The following is an 11587-nucleotide window of genomic DNA, read 5'->3' on the forward strand; positions in this document are numbered from 1 at the left end:
GAATTTGAAACATTCTATACCAAAAATATTTTGCTGAACGAGGGTATCCGTGCTTGGATGGCACCTCAAGATCAGCCCCACGAACAATTTGTATTCCCTGAAGAAGTACTGCCTCGTGGTAACGCTCTGTAATTATCTGAGATTAATTGAGTTTTAATTAGTCTTGATATTCCCTCACCTTGTAAGGGGTGGGGGATTTTTATTACCTTGACTTGTTCAGATTTAAGCTAATGCGCATCTCAATTTGTTAACAGTCCTCGCAATTAACTTAGAACTTAAAAGCAGAATAGCTTAGTAGTCTATGCAACTAACAAAATTAATCATCCCCTAAGTAGCCTGAAGATTTTTCACCAGAAATTTATGTGCTATATTGATTAAAGGTAAAAACCCAGAGCTAAATGCTCTGCCTTATTGAAACTAAGACCGCTTAGGCAACAAGGAGGTGATGCCCATGATTGAAAGTAGTAAACGCATGGGTCATCAGGTTGCAGTTAGCCGGCTGTGTGCCGGGGCTGTTCTCTAAAAGTTAGCCTTAGTTATCTTAAAGATACTAAGTGTAGCTCAAGTAGCTAGGCTGATGCTCGGAGTTCCTTCCGGCAGTCTGGTTGCAACCTGAAGACCCAACTAGACCGCTCTGACTTAGATCAACCGATCTAAATCAGAGCGGATAGTTTTTGAGGTAGGTAAAGTTATCAAATTTTCAAAGGGAAAAATCAGCATTTATAGAATCTTCACCTGAGATGCTGTAAAAATACCAGTGGTAATTGCAAAAGAAAAATTCAGAAATATGACTAAGGGAATTGCTGAATATGGCGCACCTACTCACTGAGGCAGAAATTCAAGCACAAGCGAATCTACTATCGGGGTGGAATGTTGTAGGGTCTAAGTTAGAGATTACCCGTACCTTTAAGAATTTCATCCAAGCAATTGAATTTGTCAATAAACTAGTGGAACCTGCTGAGTCAGCAGGCCATCATCCTGATATAGAGATTTCTTATAATAAAGTCAAGATTCAATTAACTACACATGATGCTGGTGGTTTAACTCAAAAAGACTTCGATCTAGCAGCAGTAATTTCCCAAATCAACTAGTAATCTTTTCGCAAAAGTTGAATTGAAAAAATACAACAAGCAGGAAACAATAAAGAATTTTTATGCGTCATGGAGTACGCAGTTGCTACTGATTACGTAGGTGAATTGGGATTTTAGTAAATTCTCTAGCCCTAATCCCAGCTTGAATGTATTAGGTTATGGGTGTGACAGTTGTTGAGGCGATCGCTTTAGTGTTGCCATGTGTGTGAAATGTTTTATAATGATATGCTATAGAGGTGTGTTTTTGCATAAGTTAATTACATCAATATTTAACATCAAGTTAATTAGTTATTAGCTTCGCAAAAACTAGAATTGTATTAGTGGCAACTATACATTATCCGAAAGTCCCAACAAGATGTCGAATATTTGAGAATTAGGTGCAACGAACACAATTATCTATACAAGGTGTGAGGAGAAGAGAAAAATGTCTAATATTTTGTGGAAATCCCTGGTCATCAGTCCAGCAGTTTTAGGAGCAACGCTGTTAGTCTCGACAACAGCAATAGCAGCACCAACCACCACAACAGAAGTTTCGTCAACCGACAAGCAAGCTGCCCCCGAACTAGCTCAAAAGCCAGCAGAAATCATAGCTCAAGCAGCTCCTAGCAGCGATGATGGTAAAGTGCTCGAGCAAGTTAATCGCTACAGCAAAGAGGGTGCTAGTAACACCCAAGCTCAAGTCACATCAGTTTCGCAATTTTCTGATGTTCAACCAACTGACTGGGCATTCCAAGCATTACAGTCCTTGGTTGAGCGCTATGGTTGTATCGCAGGTTATCCCAATGGTACATATCGTGGGAACCGTGCTTTAACCCGTTACGAATTTGCAGCTGGTTTAAATGCTTGTTTGGATCGGGTTAACGAACTGATTGCAACAGCGACAGCTGACTTAGTCACAAAACAAGATTTAGCCACCTTACAGCGGTTGCAAGAAGAATTTTCCGCAGAACTCGCAACCTTACGCGGTCGCGTTGATTCCTTAGAAGCACGTACAGCTGAATTGGAAGCCAATCAATTCTCTACAACTACCAAGCTAGTTGGTGAAGCTGTGTTCGCTGCTAGTGGTGCTTTTGGTGGCAACACTGGTGATGCCAACAACGTTGTATTCCAAGACAGAGTACGTTTAGGGTTGGAAACCAGCTTCACTGGTAGAGACAAGTTGACAACTCGTTTGGCGGCTGGAAATGCGTCAGCTTTTGACATCAGAGATCAAAATAACGTCTCTGTAAATACAAGAGAAGGTACACAAACCTATCAAGTAGGTAGTACTGGTAACAATGCTGTCAGAATTGACCGCTTGACCTACGAAGCTCCTTTTGGCCCTGCTCAAGTTTACATTGCAGCTGCTGGTGGTCGTCATAGCCACTATGCTGCTGTCAACAACCCCTACTTCTTCGACAAAACTGATGGTGGTAACGGTGCATTGTCTACCTTTGCTTCTGAAAGCCCCATCTATCGCGTCGGTGGTGGCGCAGGTATAGCACTGAATATACCTTTTAGCAGCGGTGGTACGATCTTCAAACCAAGTTCTATCACTGTGGGTTACTTAGCTTCTGAAGCAAATAATCCTGGTGTGAATACAGGTTTATTCAACGGTAACTATGCGGCTTTAGGACAGCTGAACTTTGCTGTAGGCGATCGCCTAGCTTTAGCAGCTACCTATGTTCACGGTTATCACGCTGCAGGTAGCGCATTATTTGATTCTGGCATCACTCCTGCTAGTGGTGACTCACCAATTGGCGGTGTCGTTGGTACTCGTCAAGCCAACCAGATAGATGCACCAGCTAACAGTAACTCCTACGGTATTTCTGCTGCATTCAGACCTAGCGACAGATTGTCCATTAGTGGTTTCGTCTCTTTCCACGATGTCAACCAGCAAGGTGCTGGTAACGATTTTGAAGCTTGGAGCTACGGTGGTGGTATCTCCTTACCTGACTTCGGTAAGAGAGGTAACGTACTAGGTATTTTTGCTGGTGCTGAACCCTATGCTCGCCGTGCTGGCAGTCCTGGTACTCTACCAGTTCACGTTGAAGGCTTCTACAAATATCGTGTTTCCGATAATATCTCCATTACTCCTGGTATTATCTGGTTGAGAGCGCCTGGTCAAAACAGCGATGAAGAAAACGCATTTATCGGTACACTCAGAACTACATTTACCTTCTAGAACCTAGAGTTTATCTCTGGTTTCAAGGAGTGACCCTAAAAATTTGAACTTGATTAAACCTCACCATCAGGTGGGGTTTTTTCTATTTGCGATCGCGACTGTAATCTCAAATCTCATATTGACAACCAATAAATAAAGTAGAGTTCAGGGATATCCCCTTATCATTAGTGGAAACTTCATGGCAAGAGTTTTACAAATTCCTTCACCTTTCATTCTCTAACCCCTTCTCCTTAGGGAGAAGGGGAATTTAATTACCGTGACAGCTTTTTTGTAAAAACCGAAGACTATCCACAAACCCTAGTGGATAACCGGAGTATACTAGAGAAAGTATGAAGTATGAAAAATTTTGATCCTTCATGCTTTATCCTTCATTCTTAATTACTGCCAGTGGAAATATCCTGTAAGTCAGAATATGCAATCCTAGCCTTAATAGAGATGGCAAGTCATTATCAAAACGGCGAACCGATGCAAATTCGGCAAATAGCTGCACAACAAAACATACCCGATCGCTATTTAGAACAGCTGCTAGCAACCTTGAGACGAGGAGGTATCATCAAGAGTCAAAGAGGATCTAAAGGTGGCTATTTCTTGGCACGAGAACCCAAGAAAATAACTGTGTTTGAGATTTTAGAATGTTTAGAAGGATTAGATGTACAGACTACTCAAGTAGACATTAATCCGCGAACTGTAGATAGTGGTGTAATAGCAGAAATCTGGCAAGAAGCTTGTCAGGCAGCAAACTCAGTATTTGAAAAATATTCACTTCAGGATCTTTGTGAAAAAAGAGATTCTCGGCGGCAGTTGGATATTATGTACTACATTTAGTCCATAGTCATTTGTCATTTGTCAAATGCTCAATAATTTATAACCATCGATTGTTGACTCATAACTAAATAAATCAGGAATAATTATGCGAATTGCTAGTAACATAACAGAACTCATTGGACGTACACCTTTAGTCAAACTAAACCGTATTCCCCAAGCGGAAGGGTGTGTGGCTGAGATTGTGGTGAAGTTGGAAAGTATGAACCCATCTGCATCAGTGAAAGACAGAATTGGGGTTAGTATGATTAATGCGGCTGAAAAAGAGGGGTTAATTACTCCGCAAAAAACCGTATTGGTGGAACCGACTTCCGGGAATACAGGAATTGCTCTGGCAATGGCGGCCGCAGCCAAAGGTTATCGATTAATTTTGACAATGCCCGAAACCATGAGTGGAGAAAGACGGGCAATGTTGCGGGCTTACGGGGCTGAACTGGAACTGACACCAGGAATTGAGGGTATGAGTGGGGCAATTCGCCGGGCACAGGAAATAGTGAACAAAACGCCCCATGCCTATATGTTGCAGCAATTCCGCAATCCAGCGAATGCGAAAATACATCGAGAAACTACCGCTGAAGAAATCTGGGAAGATACCGATGGTCAGGTAGATATGATTGTGGCGGGAGTAGGTACAGGTGGTACGATTACAGGTGTAGCAGAAGTAATTAAAGCCCGTAAGCCAAGCTTTCAGGCGATCGCTGTTGAACCAAGTAATAGCCCAGTATTATCTGGGGGTAGACCTGGGGCACATAAAATTCAAGGAATTGGTGCTGGTTTTATTCCCCAAGTGCTGAAGCTAGAATTGATTGATGAAGTGATTACAGTCACTGATGAAGATGCGATCGCCTATGGTCGGCGTTTAGCTAGAGAAGAAGGCTTACTTTCTGGGATTTCTAGTGGTGCAGCTTTATGTGGCGCTATCAAAGTTGCCCAACGTCAAGAAAACACAGGGCGTTTAATTGTAGTCATTCAGCCAAGTTTTGGAGAAAGGTATTTAACTACGCCATTATTTCAAGATTTGGAGGACAGAATAGCCGCTAGCATCAGCTAGCTATAAATTTGGATTAATGGTCGATTCTAACCACTACGAAATTCTCAAAGTTAGTCCCAATGCTACCCAGGCGGAGATTAAGCAAGCTTATCGCCGCCTGGTGAAATTATTCCATCCAGACAGCAATCAAGAAACAGCAGATAAAGAGCAAATAATTCGGATTAATGCGGCTTATGAAGTGTTAAGCGACACCGAAACCCGCTTAAATTATGACCAACAATTAAAAGATAATTCTCAAAAATTAAATAGCCGCCAACAGCGTACAGCATCTGCACAAAGACATTATCAAGCCACAAGACGCTCAGGAAAAGATGCTGATGAACTAGTTGAAGAATGGCTGCGTCTAGTTTATCAACCAGTTAACGATATCCTATCTGATATTCTCGATTCTCTAGAAGAGCAAATTGAAACATTAGCAGCCGATCCCTTTGATGATGAATTGTTAGAAGCATTTCAAGATTACTTAACAGGTTGTAAAGATGACCTCAAACAAGCACAAATAGCTTTTCGTTCCCTGCCAAATCCACCCAGTTTAGCCAGGACAGCGGCTCATCTCTACTACAGCCTCAACCAAGTAGCTGATGGATTAGAAGAATTAGCCTATTTCCCCTTAAATTACGATGAGCATTATTTGCACACAGGTCAAGAACTCTTCCGAATTGCCACGAGATTACATTACGAAGCGCAAGCATCTGTGAAATAGGCAATACCTATAGATAATAGTGATGAATCACAACTGATAACTGGCACAGAAATTAGTCTATGCTGGAAAGAGAAAAACATTAAGAATTTTTAATTTTTGTGCCAGGATACTCATGCAATGTATCGTAAATCGCCGTGCTCAATTTTCGGCAAGTCACCGCTATTGGTTGCCAGAACTGAGTGAGGCTGAGAACATTCAGCAATTTGGTGCTTGCTCTAAATTTCCTGGACACGGACATAACTATGTCTTATTTATTTCCCTGATTGGGGAATTAGATGAATATGGCATGGTTTTGAACTTGTCTGATGTGAAACAAGTAATCAAGCAAGAAGTTACCAGCCTTCTAGACTTTTCTTATCTCAATGATGTGTGGGCAGAATTTCAACAAACTCTTCCCACTACTGAGAATATTGCAAGGGTTATCTGGCAACGCTTAAAACCTCACTTACCTTTAGTCCGCGTGCAGTTATTTGAACATCCTGAACTTTGGGCAGATTATATGGGAAACTCAATGGAAGCCTACCTCACCATTAGCACTCACTTTAGCGCCGCCCATCGGCTGGCTCACCCTAATCTGAGTAACGAAGAAAATGCACAGATTTACGGTAAGTGTGCTCGCACCCACGGACACGGACACAACTATCATTTAGAAGTTACCGTTAAAGGGGAAATCGATCAACGCACAGGTATGATTGTGGATTTAGGGGCGTTGAATCAGGTAATAGAAGATTATGTAGTAGAACCATTCGACCACACCTTTTTAAATAAAGACATTCCTTACTTTGAGGAAGTAGTGCCAACTGCTGAGAATATCGCCCTTTACATTAGTAATTTGTTGCGATCGCCTGTGGAAAAATTAGGAGCCAAGCTGCACAAAATTAAGCTGATTGAAAGTCCGAATAACTCTTGCGAAATTTACTGTCCTGATTCGGAATCGGATTCAGTTAATGCAGCAGCAAAACAGCCAGTATTAGCGGGAGTCTAAGTAATTTGGTAATGGGTAAGAAATTTTTATTTTTACCTATTACCAATAACAAAATTTTCTACAGCTAGCTCAGCGATCAAACACCGCTAAAAAAATTGACTAAACTAAGCAGCGAAAGCCAAGTAGCATTATGATAAATATCGTCGTTGGGCTTGCCGACGTAAATAACGGTAAATCAGCCAGGCGATCGCGGCAAAATTTACATTGATTAACAACCTACTGAGTGTATACCACAAGACAAGAGGATCTAAAAAGTGCTGCCAACTTAGGGGGCTGAGTTTTCTTGCTAAGAGAAATAAGCCAAAAATTGCATTTCCACTTAACATCACAGCAAACCCTACTAAACCCATTTGCCAATAACGAATCTGGGGTGTATGCGCGGATATAAGTTGAATTGGCGGTCTACCTTCCACTCTCCGCAATAATTGTTCCATCCGCCAAAACATCCACAACAGAAAAGGAAAAAAGCCATAGCTGAGGAACTGTACAGGCGGTAAATAGCGCCACGCACTAGATAAGGTATTTACTAGAGCATGACAAACAACAGAATTAAGCCAAGCAGTTAACAAGCTATTTCCAGTTAACAAGCTATTTCTTTGATGATTCAACCTCATGGCTAAGGCGTAACCCCAAGGTACAGAGAACAGCGCATGAACTGGTGTACCAATACTACGGTCAAGAATTGATGCAGTATTGTAGAACAGGTAAATCCAGTTTTCTTGGGCAGTGAATCCTAAAGCTACAGCGATGGTGAATAGGAAAATCGTGCTTGGGCGTAATTTATACCTGCGTTGGAGATAGTAGGTAGGGATAATTACCGCTAGGAACTTACAGCCTTCTTCAATGGGCCCAATTTCCACAATTTGCCGCAAAGCAATACCAGGAAGTGAATAGCTGATTCGCCGCCAATTTACAACCCAGTTGGCTATAGTTTCAAAAGCTATTTGTAAGTAGAGGGCAACAAAACCAGATATTGCCCCACAGATAAATAACAACAGTAACCTGAAGAAGGGTGGGGCAGTAAAAATACGGTAACGATAGTAAAAAAGTAGTATTAGTGGTGGGATGACTGCCGAAAATAGCAGTACCAAAAACTCAGCCACGTACTTGAGCAATTACTGTACGATGACGGGGGCTGTTAGAGGTAATTGTGGGAGTTTGGAAACCGACTTCCACTAAGGCTTGTTCAATATCTAAGTTGAAGTATTCATCTAAATAAGGTTCAGTACTTTTCAGTAGCGTCAAAATATAAGGTGGCATTTTGACGAAGGCTTCTGATTTGGGATTCATGTCCATAATCCCTATGTGTCCGCCGGGACGTAGTAAACGCCGCGCTTCTGCAAAAATCTGCTTAGTGGGCGACTGGGGTAATTCATGACAAACCAGAAAAATGGAAACTAAATCAAAGGAAGCATCTGGTAATCCTGTGGTTTCGGCTGGTGCATGAACCCAGTTAATATTGGCGCGACGCTGTTGCGATCGATATTCCGCTACAGCTAAGAAGTAGGGCGATAAATCTAAACCGGTGATTTTGGCTTGGGGGTAAAGTTCTTGGAGAGCAAAGGTACTCATTCCCACACTGCACCCGATATCTAAAATATCTTGTGGTGGATTAGGGATTTGATTTTTCAAGATATCGTGGTAATTTTGGCGCAATCTGACATCACCTTGCGCTTCAGCACCTTGCCAGATTTTCGCATGAACAGCATAAGCCGCAGGTTCTACCTCAAATGCCGCTTGCCAACTCATGTTGCCAGTTTCATAGGCGTGGAATGAGGTGAGGTAGTAGTCTGGGTAGGAAAGCTGGGGATTTTCTACTTTAGCTAATTCATTTGTCCAATCACGGGCTTGAAGTTGTTCTACTTCTTGCGTCCAAGATACGCCCATTTTCTCGGCGCGTTTAATCATCATCTGTCTGGCGCGGTGCTTGGCTAGGTTGGCTAAAGGCTTAATTGCCAGTACGCCATTTATCAAGTGGGAAGCTAAACCAGGAGCGTTATTTACAGCAGCAGTCATAGGATTAATTTGTGCTCAACAGCCTTTTTAACTTATGACATACTTGCTGTCCGCCAGTCTAGCAGCGGATGTAATTATATAAATACCTGCTGCGAATGTTCAATTAACAACATAATAACTGTCTGAAAACAGGATGAAAGATATAAATTATTAGGCATGTAAAATTAGGCACTTATATCGACATACAATGCGATCGCATCGACTTGTAATGCTAATACATTACCTCGGCCATTCTTTCTTCACCAATGCCCCATGCCCCATGCCCAATGCCTAATGCCCCATTTACACATATATAATATTTTGTGCCGTTACTAAAACATCTTGCACCACTGCAATCAAATCGTTACCCCGATAGATTAATGAGTCCCAAATCGCTGCACTACCATAAGCAGTAGATTCATAGGTAAAAGTGTATTCATTAACATTAGTAGAGCCTTTTAACTGAATCACATCGCTTTGAGAAGCTTTAAAATCGGTGATTTTGGCATAACTGGGGCCAGTATACAGATAAGCTGATGGATCGCCGATAATAAATCTGTCTGCGCCACTATTACCCGTTAAAGTATCTATTTCCGTGCTAGTTACTGAATAACCTCCGCCGCTGAGGGTATCATTGCCATAACCACCCTCAAGGAAGTCACTACCACTCTCGCCATAAAGTTTGTCGTTATTGCTACCACCTTTGAGGGTATCTGCATTATATCCACCATACAGGATATCGTTACCCGCACCGCCGATGAGCAAATCGTTACCGCCTCCACCGTTGAGAGAGTCATTGTCATCAAAACCCATCAGGGTATCATTTCCATTACCGCCATTGAGGGTATCGTTCCCTGTTTGCGGGCCGTGATTGGGATTGATAATTGCAGTAATTGGTACTTTAGCGTTAGCAGCAGCGACATCATCCCAAAGATAGCTGGTACTATACCAATTAGGATAGGCGTATAGTGGCAATAAAATGTTGAGGTTGCTAGCTGCTGGTAAAGAATCAATGTAATTAACCTGTTCTTCCCAATAAGAAGCTAGTCTATCCCAAGGATTTTTATCTGCACCATCGTCTGTAACGTAGATATACCCCACATTGCGGCTAACTGCAATATCTATATAGTTTTTCATCACCGCCGGATCGGTGACAGAATATATTAAGCTGGAGAATCGATCGGAGTTATAGCCGCTAGCTGGAGTTGGTGCTGTAGTCCAACCGATTTGATTCTCAAAAATCACTAAATTAGCGTTGGGTAATTCCGACAAATAACGACTGTCTGGTTGAGTACCGTGATTGAGAATAACTTTGTCTAGTTTGCTGGTGTTGATGATATAGTCGTGTAACTCTTTGTAGTAGTTCAACTGACTGGCAGTATTAGCCGCTTCATCAAGAAAAATGCTATTGACGTTGTAATAGTCTTGGTATAAATCAATCTCGGCTTTAACTTCTTCAATATCGCGTTTACCGTAATTAGTCCAGACGTAACCTGCGATCGCAACACCAGCAGTTCGTAAATCCGCCAAACCTTGAATATAATCACTATTGGGGCTACTTCCCCCCTTTAACAACTCATTTTGCGCTGTTCCATTGAGTAAGTCATTACCCGCACCGCCAACAATTTCTACTTTATTGGTAGCTGCGAGGGAAACATAAATATTATCTACGCCAAAACCAACAATATCAGCATGACCATCGCCATTAACATCGGTGACTTGGCGAGGAGTTACATTTTGACTTGTCCAATTGCTATTAACTGTGTAGTTATTAATCCCGACAGTAGGAGTAGCAAAAGTACCATTACTCTTAGCTAGAGAAATATAAACTTTATCTTGAGCAAAACCAACAATATCAGCCCTTCCATCGCCATTTACATCCGCTAATTGACGGGGAGTAAGATTTTGACTAGTCCAATTCTTACTAGCTATAAAGTAGTTTTTAATACCTAGAATAGGATTAGCAAAAGTACCGTTACTTTGACCGAGAATTACCCAAACATCATTTGTCCCAAAACTGACAATATCAGCTCGTCCATCACCATTAACATCGCCAAGCAAGCGGGGATAAGCATCTTGACTAATTAATCCCCCATCGTTTGTTGTCAAGCCAACAAAGGGATTACCAAAAGTACCATCGCTGTTAGCTAATGATACATAGACATTATTTAAGCCAAAACCAACAATATCCGCCCGTCCATCGCCGTTAACATCCGCGAGTTGACGAGAATGGGTATCCTGACTCGTCCATCCACCATCATTAACTGTAAAGCTATCTGCGCGACCGATAAAGGGATTGGCAAAAGTACCATTGCTGTTAGCTAATGAGACATAGACATTATCCAAGCCAAAACCGACAATATCAGCCCGTCCATCGCCATTAACATCAGCTAGCTGACGAGGGTAACGATCCTGCGTTGACCAACCGCCATCGTTAATTGTAAAGATATCCGAACGCGCAATCAACGGATTGGCAAAAGTACCATTACTATTTCCGAGCGAAACTAACACATCATCTAGCCCAAAAGCCACAATATCAGCCCGTCCATCGCCGTTAACATCAGCTAATTGGCGAAAATAGCGATCCTGATTTGTCCAACCGCCATCATTAATTGTCAAAATATCCGAACGCGCAATGATGGGTGAAGCAAAAAACGGTTCATTCCATAAGTATAATTTAGTACTATTTACTCTTGGTGCAATCATATTATTTTTATATTGATAAATCAGCAAACATCAAGCAATTTTAAAATAAACTTTTTCAAGAATTATATAA

Annotated in this window: 9 protein-coding genes and 1 pseudogene; 7 read left to right on the plus strand and 3 right to left on the minus strand. The window is 41.8% G+C overall.

The window, feature by feature from the left end; translation table 11 throughout:
* From H6G41_RS07590 to H6G41_RS07620, 7 genes and pseudogenes are all read left to right on the plus strand, one after another.
* Positions 1 to 132: pseudogene (locus H6G41_RS07590) on the plus strand (photosystem II D2 protein (photosystem q(a) protein)); the annotation flags it as partial.
* Between the two features lie 677 nt (positions 133 to 809).
* Positions 810 to 1091 (plus strand): 4a-hydroxytetrahydrobiopterin dehydratase, encoded by a 282-nt coding sequence (locus H6G41_RS07595; protein ID WP_190745125.1) that lies wholly within the window; start codon positions 810 to 812, stop codon positions 1089 to 1091.
* Between the two features lie 424 nt (positions 1092 to 1515).
* A complete protein-coding gene (locus tag H6G41_RS07600) occupies positions 1516 to 3255 on the plus strand; it encodes an iron uptake porin (protein WP_190745127.1) in 1740 nt (579 codons plus the stop codon).
* 387 nt (positions 3256 to 3642) lie between these two features.
* A complete protein-coding gene (locus H6G41_RS07605) occupies positions 3643 to 4080 on the plus strand; it encodes an Rrf2 family transcriptional regulator (RefSeq protein ID WP_190745130.1) in 438 nt (145 codons plus the stop codon).
* A gap of 85 nt (positions 4081 to 4165) precedes the next feature.
* Complete coding sequence (gene cysK, locus H6G41_RS07610; RefSeq protein ID WP_190745132.1) at positions 4166 to 5128, plus strand: cysteine synthase A; 963 nt, start codon at positions 4166 to 4168, stop codon at positions 5126 to 5128.
* A 16-nt stretch (positions 5129 to 5144) separates the two neighbouring features.
* Positions 5145 to 5831, plus strand: coding sequence for a J domain-containing protein (locus H6G41_RS07615; protein ID WP_190745134.1), 687 nt, complete (start codon positions 5145 to 5147; stop codon positions 5829 to 5831).
* A 112-nt stretch (positions 5832 to 5943) separates the two neighbouring features.
* On the plus strand, positions 5944 to 6816 hold the full coding sequence (locus H6G41_RS07620; RefSeq protein ID WP_190745136.1) for a 6-carboxytetrahydropterin synthase: 873 nt from the start codon (positions 5944 to 5946) through the stop codon (positions 6814 to 6816).
* A 128-nt stretch (positions 6817 to 6944) separates the two neighbouring features.
* On the opposite strand, the gene H6G41_RS07625 is transcribed toward H6G41_RS07620, so the two are convergent.
* The 3 genes from H6G41_RS07625 to H6G41_RS07635 all read right to left on the minus strand — a co-directional run bounded on the left by H6G41_RS07625 (position 6945) and on the right by H6G41_RS07635 (position 11517).
* On the minus strand, positions 6945 to 7931 hold the full coding sequence (locus H6G41_RS07625) for a PrsW family glutamic-type intramembrane protease (protein ID WP_199316087.1): 987 nt from the start codon (positions 7929 to 7931) through the stop codon (positions 6945 to 6947).
* Positions 7912 to 8832: a class I SAM-dependent methyltransferase gene (locus H6G41_RS07630; protein ID WP_190745140.1), complete on the minus strand. Its 921-nt coding sequence runs from the start codon at positions 8830 to 8832 to the stop codon at positions 7912 to 7914. Before H6G41_RS07630 ends, H6G41_RS07625 begins: the two co-directional genes overlap by 20 nt.
* Positions 8833 to 9114: 282 nt before the next feature.
* Entirely contained in the window at positions 9115 to 11517 is a 2403-nt protein-coding gene (locus tag H6G41_RS07635; RefSeq protein ID WP_190745142.1) for a spherulation-specific family 4 protein, read from the minus strand.
* Positions 11518 to 11587: the final 70 nt, after the last annotated feature.

This window comes from Tolypothrix sp. FACHB-123 (assembly GCF_014697075.1).
Lineage (GTDB): Bacteria > Cyanobacteriota > Cyanobacteriia > Cyanobacteriales > Nostocaceae > Aulosira.

What these genes read in the sequence shown, in the direction of transcription:
- H6G41_RS07635 (WP_190745142.1), bottom strand. Translation starts at nt 11,517, where the DNA reads ATGATTGCACCAAGAGTAAATAGTACTAAATTATACTTATGGAATGAA.
- H6G41_RS07620 (WP_190745136.1), top strand. Translation starts at nt 5,944, where the DNA reads ATGCAATGTATCGTAAATCGCCGTGCTCAATTTTCGGCAAGTCACCGC.
- H6G41_RS07615 (WP_190745134.1), top strand. Translation starts at nt 5,145, where the DNA reads ATGGTCGATTCTAACCACTACGAAATTCTCAAAGTTAGTCCCAATGCT.
- H6G41_RS07595 (WP_190745125.1), top strand. Translation starts at nt 810, where the DNA reads ATGGCGCACCTACTCACTGAGGCAGAAATTCAAGCACAAGCGAATCTA.
- H6G41_RS07630 (WP_190745140.1), bottom strand. Translation starts at nt 8,832, where the DNA reads ATGACTGCTGCTGTAAATAACGCTCCTGGTTTAGCTTCCCACTTGATA.
- cysK (WP_190745132.1), top strand. Translation starts at nt 4,166, where the DNA reads ATGCGAATTGCTAGTAACATAACAGAACTCATTGGACGTACACCTTTA.
- H6G41_RS07600 (WP_190745127.1), top strand. Translation starts at nt 1,516, where the DNA reads ATGTCTAATATTTTGTGGAAATCCCTGGTCATCAGTCCAGCAGTTTTA.